Annotated in this window: 16 protein-coding genes and 1 pseudogene; 9 read left to right on the forward strand and 8 right to left on the reverse strand. The window is 72.9% G+C overall.

From position 1 onward, the window contains the following. Nucleotides 1–84 precede the first annotated feature (84 nt). Together LG632_RS11155 and LG632_RS11160 are read left to right on the forward strand one after the other, a co-directional pair. Entirely contained in the window at nucleotides 85–411 is a 327-nt protein-coding gene (locus LG632_RS11155) for a DMT family transporter (RefSeq protein ID WP_226726804.1), read from the forward strand. Then, nucleotides 411–962 (forward strand): TetR/AcrR family transcriptional regulator, encoded by a 552-nt coding sequence (locus tag LG632_RS11160; RefSeq protein ID WP_226726805.1) that lies wholly within the window; start codon nucleotides 411–413, stop codon nucleotides 960–962. Before LG632_RS11155 ends, LG632_RS11160 begins: the two co-directional genes overlap by 1 nt. Here the strand turns inward: LG632_RS11160 and LG632_RS11165 are convergent. Further along, entirely contained in the window at nucleotides 937–1,821 is an 885-nt protein-coding gene (locus tag LG632_RS11165) for a winged helix-turn-helix transcriptional regulator (protein ID WP_226726806.1), read from the reverse strand. The two genes, LG632_RS11160 and LG632_RS11165, sit on opposite strands and share 26 nt — an antisense overlap. Nucleotides 1,822–1,932: 111 nt before the next feature. Here LG632_RS11165 and LG632_RS11170 point away from each other — a divergent pair, with 111 nt between their 5' ends. The 3 genes from LG632_RS11170 (at nucleotide 1,933) to LG632_RS11180 (ending at nucleotide 5,204) form a co-directional block, all read left to right on the forward strand. Next, nucleotides 1,933–3,168, forward strand: a complete 1,236-nt coding sequence (locus LG632_RS11170; RefSeq protein WP_226726820.1) for an MFS transporter — start codon at nucleotides 1,933–1,935, stop codon at nucleotides 3,166–3,168. 9 nt (nucleotides 3,169–3,177) lie between these two features. Next, nucleotides 3,178–4,158: a 2,3,4,5-tetrahydropyridine-2,6-dicarboxylate N-succinyltransferase gene (gene dapD, locus LG632_RS11175; protein ID WP_226726807.1), complete on the forward strand. Its 981-nt coding sequence runs from the start codon at nucleotides 3,178–3,180 to the stop codon at nucleotides 4,156–4,158. 209 nt (nucleotides 4,159–4,367) lie between these two features. Beyond that, on the forward strand, nucleotides 4,368–5,204 hold the full coding sequence (locus LG632_RS11180; RefSeq protein WP_226726808.1) for a hypothetical protein: 837 nt from the start codon (nucleotides 4,368–4,370) through the stop codon (nucleotides 5,202–5,204). Between the two features lie 488 nt (nucleotides 5,205–5,692). Here LG632_RS11180 and LG632_RS11185 read toward each other — a convergent pair whose 3' ends face one another. The 3 genes from LG632_RS11185 to LG632_RS11195 form a co-directional block, all read right to left on the reverse strand. Continuing rightward, complete coding sequence (locus tag LG632_RS11185; protein WP_226726821.1) at nucleotides 5,693–6,103, reverse strand: peptide deformylase; 411 nt, start codon at nucleotides 6,101–6,103, stop codon at nucleotides 5,693–5,695. A 206-nt stretch (nucleotides 6,104–6,309) separates the two neighbouring features. Continuing rightward, nucleotides 6,310–6,564, reverse strand: a complete 255-nt coding sequence (locus LG632_RS11190) for a hypothetical protein (RefSeq protein ID WP_226726809.1) — start codon at nucleotides 6,562–6,564, stop codon at nucleotides 6,310–6,312. Nucleotides 6,565–6,767: 203 nt separating this feature from the next. Next, on the reverse strand, nucleotides 6,768–8,609 hold the full coding sequence (locus LG632_RS11195) for a DUF8508 domain-containing protein (RefSeq protein ID WP_226726810.1): 1,842 nt from the start codon (nucleotides 8,607–8,609) through the stop codon (nucleotides 6,768–6,770). Nucleotides 8,610–8,824: 215 nt separating this feature from the next. Between LG632_RS11195 and LG632_RS11200 the strand changes: the two genes are divergently transcribed. After that, complete coding sequence (locus tag LG632_RS11200) at nucleotides 8,825–10,417, forward strand: hypothetical protein (protein WP_226726811.1); 1,593 nt, start codon at nucleotides 8,825–8,827, stop codon at nucleotides 10,415–10,417. A 186-nt stretch (nucleotides 10,418–10,603) separates the two neighbouring features. Beyond that, nucleotides 10,604–12,052 (forward strand): alkaline phosphatase PhoX, encoded by a 1,449-nt coding sequence (locus tag LG632_RS11205; protein ID WP_226726812.1) that lies wholly within the window; start codon nucleotides 10,604–10,606, stop codon nucleotides 12,050–12,052. A gap of 134 nt (nucleotides 12,053–12,186) precedes the next feature. Here the strand turns inward: LG632_RS11205 and LG632_RS11210 are convergent, their stop codons facing one another. From LG632_RS11210 to LG632_RS11225, 4 genes are all read right to left on the reverse strand, one after another. Then, the gene (locus tag LG632_RS11210; RefSeq protein ID WP_226726813.1) at nucleotides 12,187–12,369 is read right to left on the reverse strand and encodes a hypothetical protein; all 183 of its coding nucleotides are present in this window, start codon (nucleotides 12,367–12,369) and stop codon (nucleotides 12,187–12,189) included. A gap of 100 nt (nucleotides 12,370–12,469) precedes the next feature. Continuing rightward, a complete protein-coding gene (locus LG632_RS11215; RefSeq protein WP_226726814.1) occupies nucleotides 12,470–13,678 on the reverse strand; it encodes a TerD family protein in 1,209 nt (402 codons plus the stop codon). An 81-nt stretch (nucleotides 13,679–13,759) separates the two neighbouring features. Beyond that, nucleotides 13,760–13,987, reverse strand: a complete 228-nt coding sequence (locus LG632_RS11220) for a hypothetical protein (protein WP_226726815.1) — start codon at nucleotides 13,985–13,987, stop codon at nucleotides 13,760–13,762. Between the two features lie 224 nt (nucleotides 13,988–14,211). Beyond that, a complete protein-coding gene (locus tag LG632_RS11225; RefSeq protein WP_226726816.1) occupies nucleotides 14,212–15,750 on the reverse strand; it encodes an aldehyde dehydrogenase (NADP(+)) in 1,539 nt (512 codons plus the stop codon). Between the two features lie 128 nt (nucleotides 15,751–15,878). Here LG632_RS11225 and LG632_RS11230 point away from each other — a divergent pair, with 128 nt between their 5' ends. Beyond that, on the forward strand, nucleotides 15,879–16,706 hold the full coding sequence (locus LG632_RS11230) for an IclR family transcriptional regulator (protein WP_226726817.1): 828 nt from the start codon (nucleotides 15,879–15,881) through the stop codon (nucleotides 16,704–16,706). Between the two features lie 149 nt (nucleotides 16,707–16,855). Further along, nucleotides 16,856–17,045: pseudogene (locus LG632_RS11235) on the forward strand (hypothetical protein); the annotation flags it as partial.

Raw genomic sequence — 17,045 nt, forward strand, 5'->3', positions numbered from 1 at the left:
TTCGGCGTACGCGCACCCGCACGTGGGTACGTGCGTGTCCGCACGTGTGTACGCGCGTACGCATCGTTGTGTACGCTCGTACGCATGCCTTGGGTCCTGCTTGCCGCTGCCATTGCCGCCGAGGTCGCCGGTACGACCGCCATGAAGTACAGCGACGGGTTCACCAAGTTGTGGCCCTCCGTGGGGACCTTCGTGGGGTACGCCGTCGCCTTCACCCTGCTCGCCCAGACCCTCAAGTCGATGTCGGTCAGCACCGCCTACGCCGTCTGGTCCGGGGTCGGTACCGCCGCCATCGCCGCCATCGGGATGTGCTTCCTCGGGGAGACCGCCTCCGCCGCGCGGATCGCCGGCATCGCGCTGGTGATCGCCGGTGTCGTGGTGCTCAACATGGGCGGGGCGGGGGCCCACTGATGGCCGCCGGCGTGCGGCGCTACGACCCCGACCGGCGCCAGCGGATCATCGACGCCGCGATCCGGGTGGTCGGCGCCCAGGGCATCGCCGGGCTCAGCCATCGCAGCGTGGCCGCGGAGGCCGACGTACCGCTGGGGTCCACCACGTACCACTTCGCGACCCTCGACGAGCTGCTCGTCGCCGCGCTGCGGCAGGCCAACGAGGGCTTCGCGGTCGCCGTCGAGGCCGGCCTCGCCCGCGTGGACCCCCGGGCCGACCTGCCGACCGCCCTCGCCCGGCTGCTGGGCGAGCTGCTGGAGCGGGAGCGCGGCCGGGCCGAGCTGGAGTACGAGCTCTACCTCGCCGCCCTGCGCCGCCCGGCGCTGCGCCCGGTGGCGGCCGAGTGGTGCGAGGCGATGGCGCGGGCGCTGGCGGACCACACCGACCCGGTCACCGCCCGCGCGCTGGTCGCCGTCATGGACGGGATCTGCCTCCAGGTGCTGCTGACGGACGCGGCGTACGACGAGGCGTACGCCCGCGAGGTCCTCACCCGGGTGCTCCGCCCCTCCTGACGGCCGCCAGTGCCGCCGCGACGCTCGCCTCGATGTCCGGGATCGGGTACAGGACCTCCACCACCGTGCGGTCCCGCGCCACCACCAGCGTCAGGCGCTTGAGGCGGCTGGTGCCCCCCGCGCGGAACGTCGGCAGGCGCAGGGCCGCCGTCAGGTCGAGGTCCGCGTCCGACAGGAGCGGGAAGCGGAGCTTCTCCTTCTCGGCGAAGTCCCGCTGCTCGTCCGGCCGCTGGGTCGAGACGCCGTGCACGTCTGCCCCCGCCGCCGCGAACTCCGCGAGCTGGTCGCGGTAGGTGCACGACTCGAAGGTGCAGCCGCGCGCCCCCGGGATCCCGGCCCAGCCGGGCGGATAGGCCTCGGCGCGGGCGTAGGCGCCCGGGAAGCAGTACAGGACGGTGAAGGGGGTGTCCGCGACCGGGTCGCGGAGCTGGCCCGAGGTGTCGGTGAGCAGCAGTTCGGGGATGCGGGTGCCCTTGAGGGCGTGCACCCGTTCCGCTTCGCGCGAGGCGGTGTCCGTCGTCGCCGTCATCTCTCCCTCTCCCAGGATCCAGGTGTCGCCCCAGTCCTGGAGTGCCACGAGGACCGGGAGCAGCGCGCGGCCGCGCGGGGTCAGCCGGTAGGCGTGCCGTACGGGACGGTCCTGGTACGGCTCGCGCACCAGCACCCCCGCCTCCACCAGCAGTTTCAGCCGTTCCGCCAGCACCTTCCGGGAGACGCCCAGCTCCTGCTGGAACTCCTCGAAGCGGTGCAGTCCGCGCGCCGCGTCACGGACGATCAGCAGCGTCCACCAGTCCCCGACCACGTCGAGGGCCTGGGCGATGGAGCAGTCGGCGTCGCCGAGTCGGGTGCGCTGGGCCATGGGAGTCGTCCTCACCTTCGTTGACCCGAGGCTGCCATGCTGACATAGTCAGTTCCCAAAAGGAACTGACTGCCGCGGCGGGGGCCGCGCGGAACGGGGGGAGGCGCCGTGCTGCCGCAGGGCTTCAAGGACGTGCCGAGACCGGTGTGGCTACTGGCCGGCGGGGTCTTCGTCAACGCCGTCGTGAGCTTCACGTTCGTCTTCGTCTTCGTGTACCTGACCGGTCCCCGCGGGCTCGGCGCCGCCGAGGCGGGGCTGATCGTCGGGGCCGGCGGGGTCGGCCTGATCGCCGGGAACTTCACCGGCGGCTGGTACGGCGACCGCTTCGGCCACCGGCGCGTCCTGCTCCTCGCCTCCGCCCTGGGCGGCGGAGTCCTGCTCCTGCTGCCCACGCTGCACACCGCCCTGCTGTACGTGGCCCTGCCGCTGGCCCAGTACGCCGCCGGGGTGATCCGCGCCGCCAACTCCGCCCTGGTCGCCGTCACCGTGCCCGAGGGAGCCAGGCGCCAGGCCTTCGCCCTGGTCCGGGCGGTGTCCAACGGCGGCTTCACCGTCGGCCCGCCGCTCGGGGCCCTGGTCGCGACCGCGTTCTCCTACGACTGGCTGTTCGTGGCGGACGGGCTCGGCACGCTGTTCTTCGCCGGCTGGACCGCCCGGGTCGTCCCGGCCCGCGGCGCGGCCGCCCGTCCCGCCGCCGCCCCGGACGGGGGTCGGGGCGGCGGCGGGGTGTGGCGCGCCCTGCGGGCGCGGCCGGCCGTCCTGGTCCTGCTGGGCGCGATCCTCGTCATCGACGTCGTCTACCGCCAGCACTACTCCACCTTCCCCACCTTCCTCGCCGACCACGGCATGGACACCCGCGCCTACGGGCTCCTCGTCGGCATCAACGGCGCCGTGATCCTGCTGCTGGAGATCCCGGTGGCCCTCGCCCTGCTCGGCCGCTCCCCGCTGCACCTGATCGGCACCGGCCTGGTCCTGGTCGGGGCCGGGTACGCCATGCTCATGCTGGGCGTCGGGGTCGCCACCACCGTCGCGATGATGGTGCTGATCTCCCTCGGGGAGATCCTCTACAAGACCACCGCCACCGCCTACGTCGCCGACGAGGCCCCCGCCCATGCCGTGGGCCGGTTCCAGAGCCTGTACGCAGGGGTCTCCGTCAGCGGCACCGTGCTCTCCGCACCCCTGGGCGGGGCCCTGTACACCGCCGCGCCGGGCCTGGTGTGGCCCCTGTGCGCGGGCCTGGGCGCGGCGGCCGGCGCGGCCGTGCTGATCACCGGCGCACGGGCGGTCCGGCGACCCGGGCGACCGGCACATGAGACCGGTTCGCCCGCACCGGCCGTCGCCGGTTAGCGTTCAGGCATGACTGCTACGCGTACCACCGGCGCCGTCGCCGCCGGCCTTGCCACCCTGACCCCCGACGGCACCGTGCTCGACACCTGGTTCCCGGCCCCCCAGCTGGTCGAGGAGCCCGGCCCGGCCGGCACCGAGCGCCTCGACCCGCAGCAGGCCGTGGAACTCCTGGGCGACGCCGCGGCCAAGGCGATCCGGACCGACGCGGTCCGAGGCGTCGAGGTCGTGGCCGTCCGCACCGTGATCTCCTCCCTGGAGGACAAGCCGCTGGACGCGCACGACGCGTACCTGCGCCTGCACCTGCTCAGCAGCCGCCTGGTCAAGCCGCACGGCCAGAACCTGGACGGCATCTTCGGCCTGCTGGCCAACGTCGCCTGGACCTCGCTCGGCCCGGTCGCCGTCGACCGCATCGAGGCCGTCCGGCTCGCCGCCCGCGCCGAGGGCCTGCACCTGCAGGTCACCTCCGTCGACAAGTTCCCGCGGATGACCGACTACGTGGTCCCCGCCGGCGTGCGCATCGCCGACGCCGACCGGGTCCGCCTCGGCGCGCACCTGGCCGAGGGCACCACGGTCATGCACGAGGGCTTCGTCAACTTCAACGCCGGCACCCTCGGCGTCTCCATGGTCGAGGGCCGCATCTCCGCGGGCGTCGTGATCGGCGACGGCTCCGACATCGGCGGCGGCGCCTCCACCATGGGCACCCTCTCCGGCGGCGGCAAGCAGATCATCTCGATCGGCGAGCGCTGCCTGGTCGGCGCCGAGGCCGGCGTCGGCATCGCGCTCGGCGACGAGTGCATCGTCGAGGCGGGCCTGTACGTGACCGCGGGCACCCGCGTCACCCTGCCGGACGGCCAGATCGTCAAGGCCCTGGAGCTCTCCGGCGCCGACAACATCCTCTTCCGCCGCAACTCGGTCACCGGCGCCGTCGAGGCCCGCCCGAACAACGCGGTCTGGGGCGGCCTGAACGAGATCCTGCACAGCCACAACTGACGCCCCGCCGCCCTGACGTGCGGCTGAGCAACCGACCAACGCGCTGACCTGAGGCTGAGCCGTCGCCGGTTGTCAACGTTGGTCACCAACAAGCGCCCTCCCACGGCCCCACGGCGGCCCGGGAGGGCGCTCGTCATGTGGCGCGGCCCGCGACGTCAGTGGGAACGGCTACGGTGACCTCGTAGGTCGGCGCAGGGGCGGAGGCATGGGTGTCTGACTACGGGACCGGTCACGGCGGAGTTGACAACAATCTGCGGAGTTACGATGAGATTCTGCAGAATCCAGTGTTGAAGGACTCCGAACGCGAAAGGCTCACTGCTGAGGCCCTTGTCGCATACATTTCCATGCTTCTTGTGCGGCGTGGAGACGTAGAGACTGCCCGCCTTATGCTCTTGGTCGAGCGGTGGGCGCTGGAATGGGATAACGAAGGCCAGGAGAAAGACCTCGTACTCGACGTTGACCCCGCGAACAGGGGGCACTTCACGCAAGACGTGATTGAGAAGCTCCGTGCTATCTGCTCCGAAGTGTCAGATCGATTCAAGTACGGAATCAATTGGATCGAAGTCCGCGAGACGCTCCCTGCTCTTGGTCCCGGCTGGCGTGATCAATTTGAGCGTGAGCTAAAGGGCGAGCGTCCAACCAATCAGGCTCGTCGGCTCCAAACTGGTCCGCCGCGATGGGTGGAAGATGACCTTCTCTTCACGAACGCCGGAGAACAGCGCGTCTACCGTGCGCTGAAGCATCGACAGGAGCAGGTGCTTCCGGCGGAGGACACGATAGCGATTTTCCCGCTGCCGAATGGTCGTGTCTCGAAGAGGACTTGGGAGCCTGACTTTCTTGTCACGTACAAGGGACGTGCCGGAGTGCTTGAGGTTGACGGACCGCATCACAATGCGCGCCGCGCATTGGATCGGACTCGCGACCACCTGTTGCACGATTCTGGCATTGCATACGTCGACCGTGTGCCTGTTGAGGCGCTAGAGAGCCCTAAGGAGCTGAACGCCGTAGTCGACCGATTCCTGCGTCGGCTGGCGGAATCACGTTAAGGCTAGCGCAGTGCCTACGAGGGGCACGTAACCCCTACCTTTACCCACTACTGCCCTGGCTCCCATCGCTCGCCACAACGGACCCGCACCCGCGCGACGGCCCCCCTCCATCCCGGAGTTTGAGCGCCCCCGCCGGAGGCCTGTTCTGACCTCCACTCCTTCGCGTGGCGCAACCCGACTGAGGCAAGGGCATGCCGCCGTCCTTACGGGTCGGCTGCTGGCGGGCGGACAAGGCCGCAGCAAGCGGGGGCGGGACTGGCTCCCTTCGAGGAACAAGGGCCCGGCGACGTTGGTACAGCCATGGCCCACGAAGCCTCAGCTGCTGAGGTTCGTCGCCCATCAACCTTCGCCGGATCTCGGCGTGCGGCCGGCGGTCGGGCCGGAGCGGGGCGGAGACAGGAGCGCAGGCCCGGGCGACGGGCCGCGCGCGCCGCGCCGTGCGCGGCGGGTGCCTTGATGAGGTAGAGAAACCTGTAGCAGCTCTGCTGTCAGGCCTTCGGGCCGCTGGCGTCGTAGCTCCACGTACGGCCGGTCCCTCGGTACTCGGCGACTGAGATCGGGTCCACCCCGGGACGCATGCGAGCGGTGTACAGCACGCCGTCGATGTGGTCGATCTCGTAGGCGACGAGACGGGCTCCCCCGTGCTCAAAGATCGTGATGCGCTGTTCGCCGCTGATGTCGGTGTGCTCGACCGTGATGCTCAACGGCCTTGGCACCTTTCCCCGTACGTCGAAAGAGCTCCAGCACCCCTCGTACTGCTCGTCCGTCTCTGCCGACTCCTCGATGACCTTGGGGTTCAGCAGAGTGACCGTCTCCCCTTCGGGCGTCCGGACGATGACGGCTGCTCGGTCGATTCCGATCTGAGGCGCTGCACACCCCCATGCCCTTGCTGAACAGATGGATGCCTGCTCGCTCGGCCGCCGAGTTCAGCTCTGCCACAACTGACGCGGCGTCGTCGACGTCGTACCAGTGGCGTCGCACGGCTGACGCGCGTGCAGCACGAAGCCCCCCGCCCGGCGGACGCCGGGGCGGGGGGCTTTCGTACGGCTGCCGGCGGCGGGGCCGCGCGGGCGGGGCGGGCCTGCGGGGCAGGCGCGCGGGGCGGTCAGTGGCCCGGGAAGGAGCGGACCAGGCCCGCGAAGGCCTGCTCCTCCGCCTCGGTCAGTTCCACGGTCTCCAACGGGTGCGCGGCGGCCCCCCGCTGGGTCGGGATCAGGGCCAGGCCGTCGAAGGCGCCGGGCTCCGGGTGGTGGAAGCGGCTGTCCCACATCATGTGGCCGAGGCCGATCACCCAGACGAGGGCGGCGACCAGCAGGACGGCGAGGCCGATCTCCTGGACGAGGGTGATGGAGGGGAACACGCGGTCCTCCAGGGAGTAAGGGCGGCGCGAGGTCGGACGTGACGACACTCAACACCACAACCGGCCGGTTATGCGGGCAGATGTGTCGAGGATCACGCCAGGGTACAAAGTCCCCCTCCTACCCGGAAACCGTCCCGAACGCCCGCGCGGCGCCCGTTCGCGCGCTCGGCGCCGAGTGTGCCAGGGGCCCGAACCGGCGGTGGTTACGGGCGGAAGCGCAGGACCTGCGGGTCGTGGTCGCTGTTCTGGTCGGCGAACTCGGCGTTGATGTGCACGCTGTCGTACGCGAACTTCTTGATCGCCGGGCTGGTCAGGATCTGGTCCAGGACCTGCGAGTTGCCCTGGAAGACGTACGAGTAGCGCTCCGACTTCGGCAGCGCGGTGATCGCCGGGAACAGCGCCCCGCCGTCGGTCAGCGCCTTGGTGGTCGCGGAGAACTCGAAGTCGTTGATGTCGCCGAGCGCGATGACGTTCGCGTTCTTGTCGGCGGCCAGGAGCTGCTTGACGAAACCATTCACCGCCTGCGCCTGGAGCAGCCGCTTGGCCTCCGAGGAGCGCACCGGCGGCTGGTGGTGCGAGGTGAGGCTCTCGTCACCGCCCTTGGAGCCGAAGTGGTTCGCGATCACGAAGACCGTCCGGCCGCGGAAGACGAACTCGCCGGCCAGCGGCTTGCGGCTGTCGGCCCACGCCGGGTTCGCCGGGTCGATCCGGCCGGGGGAGTGGGTCAGGGCGGCCTTGCCCTGCTCCTGCGTCACACCGGTCGCGGTGGTCGCGTCGCCCGCGGCGCGGTCGATGAAGGAGACCCGGGCCGGGTTGAACAGGAACACCTGGCGGATGTTGCCGCCGGGCTCGCCGCCGTCCTTGTTGTTGGCCGGGTCGACCGAACGCCACTGGTACGCCGGGCCGCCCGCGGCAGCGATCGCGGCCGTGAACTTGGTCAGCGTCTGCCCGGCCGAGACGGTGCCGTCGTTCTTGGCGCCGTTGTCGTCCTGGATCTCCTCCAGGGCGAGGATGTCGGGGGAGGCCAGGTTCTCCACGACCGCCTTGGCGAGCGCGTCGAACTTCTCCTGCGGGTCGGTCGGGTCGAGGTTCTCGACGTTGTACGTCGCGACCGCGAGCTCGCCCTCGGCCTGCGGCTTGGTCTTCTCCCGCTCCAGGTTCTTGGACTGGACCGTACCCAGGGTGCGGGCGACCAGGGTGTAGCCGCCGAACTGGTTGAAGTCCAGCGGGCCCTCGGTGGTGCCGGTCAGCCGGTCGCCGACGTTCGCCACCGGGAACGGCTGCTGCGCGAGCGGGGCCAGCTGCTGGATCTGGAGGCGGCCGGTGTTCTGGGACTCGTACGAGCCGTACAGGGTGCCGCCGCGGCGGGTGTTGTTCTCCCAGCCCTTGACCGTGACCCACAGCTCCGCGTGCGGGTCGGTGGCGCCGACGACGCGGGAGGTGCCGATCGCGACGTTCATGCCCTCCAGGGACTCGTAGTGGTCCAGGGCGTAGCGCGCGGGGTCGAGGGTCAGCCCGTTGATGCTGCCGCCGGCGGCCGGGTCACCCGCGGGGGCGTACTCGGCGGGCACCGTGTACTCGTTGATGGGGGTCGGCGCGGGCAGCGCGTTGCCCGAGGAGACCACCGTCACGGTCGGCTTGGAGATCTGGGTGATCGACTGGTTGCCCGAGTTCAGGCCGCCCGGGACGTACTCGCCGACCAGGCCGGAGACCTTGACCGCGTCGCCCACGGCGACGGTCGGGGCGGAGCTGGTGAAGACGAAGACGCCCTCGCTGGTGGCGGCGTCGTCGTCGGCGTCGGGGTCCTGGATCCAAAAGCCCTTGGAACCGTAGGTGCGGACACCGGTGACGATGCCCTCGACGTCCGTGACCTGCTTGCCGACCAGCGGGGAGACACGGGTGGTGCCCTGGATGTCGTGGATCCGTATGGAACCGGCGGCCGCGTCGGTCTCGGCGGCGCCGGCGGAGCCCGCGAGCAGGCCGGTGGCCAGCGCGGTGGCGACGACGGCCGCGACCGCGGCGGAACGGGGGTGCGAGGAGCGCATGAGGCTGGACTCCGGTGGGTGGTTGTGCGGGTGGATGAGGATCTGGAAGATCTACGCGCGTCAATGTCCCGGGCCGCCGGCGAAGTTGTCAAGGTCTACGAGGCATACGGGAAGCATCTGTGCGATGAACCAAAGGTGCGGCTCGTCGGGGGTTGCCCGATTGCGTCTACGCTGGGGCCCGCCGTCCGCCTGAACTCCCCGAGGAGAAGCACTCCATGTCCGCTCAGCCGCGCCCCACGCTGCCGCCGGTCCGGCTGCACCCCGACGCGGAACTGGCCCGCGCCGCGCTGGCCGCCCCGCTGCTCTCCCGCGCCGTCCGGCTCGCCCGCTGGGCCGGACCCGGTACCCGGGTCGGCGCGGGCGGCGAACTCGCCGACGAGCAGCTGCCCGAGGCGGCCGCGGTCCTGGGGCTGGCCGACGACGAGGACGGCGCGGCGTACGCGAGCGAGGCCTGGCGGGTGGCCCTGGACACCGGGCTGGTCGACGTCACGGACCCGGTCGACGTCTCGGGCCCGGGCGAGGATGCCGGTACGGGCGAGGGCGCCGGTACGGACGCGAGTGTCGGCACCGGCGAGGGCGTCGGAGCCGGCGAGGGTGCCGCGGCCGACGCCGGGGCGGAGTTCGGGACCGCCGGGCCGGGGGCCGACCTGGCGCTCGTCACCGCAGGCGCGCCCACCGACGTGCTCGACCTGTGGCTGGCCGCGCTCGACACCGTGCTCGCCGACGCCTCCGTACCCGACCTCGACGACCTCGTCGACGCCCTCGACGCTGGCGGCGAGATCGACTTCGAACGGCTGGACTGGGACCCGCAGCGCGAGGCGGACCTGCTCGACGCCGTGCTCGCCAACCTCTACCTGCTGACCGTCACCGAAGGCGGGGCCGGCGACGCCCCGGTGCCGCTGCCGGTCCTCGCCGCCTCGCTGGTGGTGCCCGAGGACATGGCCGAGCCCACGGACGAGGTGCTGGAGCGGGTCTCGGAGGCGATGATGCGGCTCGACGCGCAGTTCCGGCAGCTGGAGGGCATCGGGCTGGTGGAGTTCCGCCCCGTCGACGAGGACCTGATGGCGGAGGCCGACGACGAGGACTTCGTGGCCGCCGCGGACCCGGACGAGGAGGACGTCGCCCGCTACGGCATGGTCCGGCTCACCCCGCTCGGCCTGTACGGGGTCCGCGCCCGGCTGCTGGAGGCCGGGGTCGAGGCCCCCGCCGTCGGCGACCTGGCGGACAAGGGCGCCGACGTGCTGCTCGACACCGTGTCGGCCTATCCGGAGGACGCCGCCCAGGCCGAGATCGAGCTGTGGCTGGCGCGGGCGGCCCGCGACGCCTCCGAGGGCACCGGGAGCGGTACGGCCGCGGCCGTGGCGGAGCTGCTGGCTGCGGCCCGCGGCGGCGACGCGGGCGGGCCGCTGCGCCGGCTGCGCTGCCAGCAGGCCCTCGCGGTGGCCGGGCCCGCCGCCGAGCCGGTGGTCCGGGCCGTCCTGGACGACCCCGAACTCGGCGGGCTGGCCCGGGTCTGGCTGGCCGAGCAGGGCGCGACCGACGTGCCGCCGCCGAGCGAGGCGCTGGTGTTCTGGCTGACGGTCGACACGATCGCCGCGCAGCTCGCCGCCGACGACGGCAGCGCGGAACTCCCGGCGCTGATGGAGTCCCTGACCGCGCACCACACCGCCTTCTTCGACACCGCCTGGCGGGTGGAACACCCCGCCACCGCGGACGTCCTGGAGGCCATGGGGCGGCTCCACCCGGACCGCAAGGCGGCCAAGGAGGCCCGCAAGGCGGCCTTCAAGGCCCGCTCCCACCGCCCCTGACCAACCAGGGGCGGTCCGAGGCCCAGGGCGGCGGCTCCACGCCGTTTTGGGTCGGGAGTTGGCCAATTCCGGGAGGGTCCGGAGGGCCGACGGGGCTTCGGGGGGAATTCAGGCGCCGTTCACGTGCGGACGGGAACCTTTCGGCCGACCGCACTCAGGCGCACCACTCCCCACCCTGGAGCATCGATGCCGCTCAGTCGTAGAGACTTCACCGCCCGCACCGTCGCCGCCGGCGCCGGGGTGGCGCTCACCGGAACGGTGGGGGCCCTCGCCACCGCTCCGGGGGCGCTCGCGGCGGAGGAGAGCAGCAGCGCGCTGCGCGACGAGCACGGCCGGCCGTGCGAGCCCGGCTACGGCCCCTTGATCCCCGACCCGAAGGGGATCCTCGCCCTGCCGGCCGGCTTCTCGTACCGGATCATCACCCACAGCGGTGTGACCCGCCTGGAGTCCGGCGAGTTCACCCCGTCCCACCACGACGGCACCGCCGCCTTCGCCGGCCCCCGCGGGGTCACCCTCCTCGTCAACAACCACGAGTTGAAGGGCGCCCGCGCGAAGTGGCCGCACCCGGTGCCGCTCACCGAGGGTCTGGTCTACGACCCGGCCGCGGCCGGCGGCTGCACCGTCGTCGAGGTCCGCCGCGGCGGCGAGGTCGCCGAGTGGGTCGGCATCGCCGGTACGTCGACCAACTGCGCGGGCGGCGCCACCGCCTGGGGCACCTGGCTGACCTGCGAGGAGAACACCGACCGGGCCGGCAGGAACGGCATGACCAAGGACCACGGCTACGTCTTCGAGGTGGACCCGCACGACCGCCGCGCCAACCTCGATCCGCGCCCGGTCAAGGCCTTCGGCCGCTACGAGCACGAGGCCGTCGTCATCGACCCGCACAGGGGCCACGCCTACCTCACCGAGGACGCCTCCGGGCCCAACGGGCTGCTGTACCGCTGGACCCCGCCGCGCGGCTTCGAGCACGGGCGCGGCAAGCTGCGCACGCTCGCCGACGACGCCGGTGTGCTCCAGGCCGCCAAGTGCTTCGACAAGTACGGGCGGTTCGTGGACGACCTCTCGCGGGCCACGAAGATCGGCACGGTCTACGGGGTCGACTGGGTCGACGTACCCGACCGCGACGCCCGGACGGTGCCCACGCGCCAGCAGTTCCCGCAGGGCACGATCACACGGGGGCGCAAGCTGGAGGGCATGTGGTGGGCGGACGGCGGCGCGTACGTCGTCTCCTCCTTCGCCCGCGAGGAGAGCCCGGGCACGCCGCACGACGGCGCCGTGTGGTTCTACGACCCCAAGCGCCGCACGCTGCGGCTGACCGTGCTGTTCGGCGTCAACGCCGATCCGGCGGCGGAGGGCGCCTACGACGGCCCGGACAACATCACCGTCTCCCCGTACGGCGGCCTGGTCGTGGCCGAGGACGGCTCGGGCGTCCAGCACCTGCTGGGCGCCACCGAGTCCGGCCGCACGTACCCGCTGGCGCGCAACGAGCTCAACATCGGTACGGCCGAGGAGCCGGAGTACTCCGAGTTCACCGGGGTCTGCTTCGCGCCCGACGGGCGCACGCTGTTCGCCAACTTCCAGGACCCCGGCATCATGTTCGCCATCACCGGTCCTTGGCGGCGTACGCGGGGCTGATCCGACGCGGGTGCCCGGGCGGGCCGGGAGGCCCGTCCGGGCGCGCGGTGCGTCCGGGGCGCGCGGTGCGTCCGGGCGCGCGGTGGGTCCGCACGCCGTCCGTCCGGGCACGCCGTCCGTCCGGGCAGGGGGCGTCAGCGGTGGGCGGCGGTGCCGACCTCTTCGCGGGTGGCCGCGGCCCACTCGCCGAGCAGGAACTCGTAGGCGGCGGCGGGCCACTCGTCGTCGACCCGGGTCTCGACGAGGTGCCGTATCGCCTGGTTCGCCTCTTCGGCGGACGGGCGGGCGGGACCCGCGGGCGGAAGCGTCTCGTACATGGGTACAAGGCTACGGGCGGGCACGGACAGCCTCCTTCGCATTGCGGGGTGTCATCGATCACCCGCGGCGATCCCGAAGGGGCTCCGGCCCGCCCACCTGCTAAAGCGCCTCGGAGCCGGGCTTGACCATGCCCCGCACTGTGCGGGACTTCACAAACTCGCCCATCGCCGTCATCTCCCATTCGCCCGAGAACTGCCGCACGAGCTTGGCCATCATCACGCCCGTCTGGGGCTCGGCGCCGGTCAGGTCGAAGCGGACCAGCTCCTCGTCGGAGGCCGCGTCGATCAGCCGGCAGTAGGCCTTGGCGACGTCGGTGAACTTATGCCCCGAGAAGGAGTTGACGGTGAAGACCAGGCCGGTGACCTCGGCGGGCAGCCGTCCGAGGTCCACGACGATGACCTCGTCGTCCCCGGCGCCCTCGCCGGTGAGGTTGTCGCCGGAGTGCTTGATCGCCCCGCCGAGGATGGCCAGCTTGCCGAAGTAGCAGCTGTCGATGTGGTTGCGCCGGGGGCCGTACGCGATCACGGAGGCGTCGAGGTCGATGTCGGCGCCGCGGAAGGCGGGCTCCCAGCCCAGGCCCATCTTGACCTGCGAGAGCAGCGGCCGGCCGCCCTTGACCAGGGAGACGGTCTGGTTCTTGGTCAGGCTGACGCGGCCCTTGTCGAGGTTGATCTTGCCGCTTCCCGTGGGGGCGGCGGGGGTGGCGGCGGACGCAGCCGCGGGCGGGGCCGTGGCCGGGGCGGGCGGGGCCGCGGCGGGGGCGGGCGGGGCCGCGGCCGGGGCGGCGGCGGGTGTGGCGGCGGGCTCCTCCTCCACCGTGACCCCGAAGTCGGTGGCGATGCCCGCGAGCCCGTCGGCGTACCCCTGGCCGACCGCGCGCACCTTCCACGCACCGCCGCGCAGGTAGATCTCGACCACCACGAGCGCGGTCTCGGTGCCCAGCCGCGGCGGGGTGAAGGTGGCGATCTGCGTGCCGCTGTCGGCGTCGCGCACCGTGGCCGTGGGCTCGATGCCCTGGAAGGTCTGGCCGGCGGCGTCGGGGCTGGCCGTGACCACGATCCGTTCGATGCCGGGCGGCACGGCGGCGGTGTCGACGGTGATCGAGTCGGGCGCCGTGCCGCCGCCGGACCGGTAGCTGACACCGGGGCCCGAGGGCTGGTTGTAGAAGATGAAGTCGGCGTCCGAGCGCACCTTGCCGTCGGCCGCGAGCAGCAGTCCCGAGACGTCGAGACGCACCGGAGCGGCCACCTCGACCGTCACGCGGACGGCGTTCAGCGGCAGGTTCGAACCAGGGGTCATAGCGGTCATGCCCCGAGAACGACCGAGGGTGCGCCGCCGTTCCCCGGTACCTGCCGTACGGGCGGCTCGTACGGTGTACGGCGGGAAGGGTCAGCGGCGGCCGCTGTTGCGCGGGTGCGAGCGGGCGAGGCGCTCGTTGCCGAACTTGTACGCGCCCGTCCAGCGGGCCATGACCAGCTGGGCGTCCCCGGACACCACCTCGGCGAGGAACTTCTCGGCCCGGCCACCGCGCAGCGTGCCGGCGGCGCGGCCGCGGTGGGTGATGACCACGGTGCCGTCGGCACGCTCGTCGTACGTGAATCCCTGAGGTCTCGGCATGGGCGGAGCCTGCCCTGCGGGGGGCGGGGCGGGCAACGGAATTTCCTGGGCATGGGGGCATGGGGGCATGGCGGCATGGCGGCCTGTGGCCTGTGAGCCTGTGGCCTGGGCCTCGGGCCTGGGCCGGGGGCCGGTGGCAGGGCGGGGCTGTCCGTCGTGCCGGTGGTGCCGGGGCGTCGGGGGCGTCGGGGCGTAGGGGGCGCCGGTGGGGCGGCGGTGGACCGTCAGGTGCCGCTCGGCCCCGTCACGTGGCGCGGCAGGCCCAGGGGGTTCGCCTCGCGCAGTTCCGGCGGGAGCAGCGCGTCGGGAACCGACTGGTACGCCACCGGGCGCAGCCACCGCTCGATCGCCGTGCCGCCGACGGACGTGGAGTGCGAGGTCGCGGCCGGGTAGGGGCCGCCGTGGTGCTGGGCCGGGGCGACGGCCACGCCGGTCGGCCACCCGTTGACCACGACCCGCCCGGCCAGGGCGGTCACCCGGCCGAGCAGCTCCGCGGCGGGCCCGGGCGCACCGGCAGCCTCGGCCTGCGACAGCTGGAGGGTGGCGGTCAGGTTCCCGGGGAGCCGGGCCAGCACCGCGCCGGCCTCGTGCTGGTCGGCGTAGCGCGCGACGACCGTCACCGGGCCGAAGCACTCCTCCAGCAGCAGCTCGTAGCGCCCGTCGCGGTCCTCGGCGAGGCTGCGCGCGGGCACGGTCAGGAAGCCCGCGCCGACGGTGTGCTCGTCGCCCGGGCCGGGGGTGACGGGGGTGTCGACGCCGGGCAGGGCGGCGCGCTCGCGGACACCGGCGAGGAAGTTCTGCCGCATCCGGTGGTCGAGGAGCACGCCGGGGGCCGTCTCGCCGAGCGCCTTGGCGAACGCGCCGGCCAGCCGGTCGCCGTCGGCGCCCTCGGGGACGAGGACCAGGCCGGGCTTGACGCAGAACTGGCCCACGCCGAGCGTCACCGAGCCGGCCAGGCCGGCACCGATCTCCTCGGCGCGCTCGGCGGCGGCCGCGGGGGTGACCACGACCGGGTTGAGGGAGCCCAGCTCGCCGTGGAAGGGGATCGGCACCGGCCGCGCGGCGGCCGCGTCGAACAGCGCCCGGCCGCCCCGGATCGAGCCGGTGAAGCCGGCCGCGGCCACCAGCGGGTGGCGGATGAGCTCCAGTCCCGCGTCGAAGCCGTGGACGACCTGGACGACGTCCGCCGGCAGGCCGGTCCGCTCGGCGGCCCGGCGCAGGAGCGAGGCGCACAGCTCGGAGGTGGCCGGGTGGTCCGGGTGGGCCTTGACGACGACCGGGCAGCCGGCGGCCAGCGCGCTGGCGGTGTCGCCGCCGGGGACCGAGAAGGCGAGCGGGAAGTTGGAGGCGGCGTAGACGGCCACGACGCCGAGCGGCACCTTGTAGCGGCGCAGGTCGGGGCGCGGCGGGGTGAGCGAGGCGTCGGCGTGGTCGATGCGGACGTCGAGGTAGGCGCCGTCCTCGACCGCGTCGGCGAAGGCGCGCAGCTGGTAGGTGGTGCGGGCGAGTTCGCCGGTGAGCCGGACGGGACCGAGCGCCGTCTCGGCGTCCGCGGTCTCGACGACGGCCGGCCCCGCCTCGTCGAGCAGATCGGCGGCGGTGCGCAGGAACGCGGTGCGGGCGGTGCGGTCGGCCAGGGCGGCGCACGCGGCGCGGGCGGCCGTGACGGCGCGGTCCACGTCGGCGGGTGTGGCCTCCGCCGCAACCTGTTCGCGCTGCTTCCCGGTGCGGGGGTCCACACTCCAGACTGGGGTCGCTGTCATGGCCCGCTGCCTCCTGGTCGTTCAGTATTCTGAACGGCGTTCCGGTGGGTGAATGATCACTTCTGCTGCGGACTCTATTTCCGCGCCCACCGCGTGACAAGAGGCGACAGCCAGAGGGGAAGCAGCCGATGACGACAGCCGAGACGGGGGCCGGGGCGGGAGCCGGAGCCGGGACGGGGGCCGGGGCCGAGACGGGGGCCGGGGCCGGAGCGGCGGTGAAGTCGGCCGTGCGGACGGTGGTGCTGCTGGAGCACTTCGCGGCCCATCCCGGACTGCACAGCCTGGCCGACATCCAGTACGACCTCGGCCTGCCCAAGTCCAGCCTGTACATGCTGCTGCGCACCCTGGTGAACCTCGGCTGGGTGGAGACCGACGCGACCGGCACGCGCTACGGCATCGGGGTACGGGCCCTGCTGGTCGGCAGTTCCTACATCGACGGCGACGAGGTCGTCGCGGCCGCCCGGCCCGCGCTGGACCGGCTGTCCGACGAGACGACCGAGACGATCCACCTGGCCCGGCTGGACGGCACCAGCGTCGTCTACCTGGCCACCCGGCAGTCTCAGCACCACCTCCGGCCCTTCACCCGGGTCGGACGGCGGCTGCCCGCGCACGCGACGGCGCTGGGCAAGGCGGTGCTGGCCACCCACACCGACGCGGAGGTGCGGCGGCTGCTGCCCGAGCGGCTGGAGGCGGTCACCCCGCACACCATCACCGACCGCGAGGCGCTGATCGAGGAGCTGGCGCTGGTGCGGGAGCAGGGGTACGCGGTGGACCGCGAGGAGAGCACCCTCGGACTGCGCTGCTTCGGCGTGGCCCTGCCCTACCGGACTCCCGCCCGGGACGCGGTGAGCTGCTCGGTCCCGGCGGCCCGGCTCACGCCCGGGCACGAACAGGCCATCAGGGCGGCACTGTTCGAGGCACGGGACCGACTGGCGGCGGCGACGCGGCGCATGTGAGCCGGTGGGCCGGATCGGGCCCGGATGGGGGCCGGGGGCTGGTCGGCGCATGTGAGCCGGTGGAAGGAGGCGCTCCTCCCCCAGGCGGGGGAGCGGGTTCCCCATGGCGGGGGAGGTGCCGGGGTGGGGGCGGGCGCGATCGTGGATGCATGACCAGGGGAAGCAGTATCCGCACCAGCCAGCCCAACTACGCCGACCGCACCGACCGTGCCGATCGCACCGGCCATGCTGACCACGCCGACCGCGCCGACCAGGGCGACCGTGCCGACCGCACCGGCCACGGCGACCGCGCCGACCGCACGGTCCCGCCCAGCCGCCGCACCACGGGCACCAGCCGCA

Origin of the sequence: Streptomyces antimicrobicus (assembly GCF_020532625.1) — a bacterium.
Lineage (GTDB): Bacteria > Actinomycetota > Actinomycetes > Streptomycetales > Streptomycetaceae > Streptomyces > Streptomyces antimicrobicus.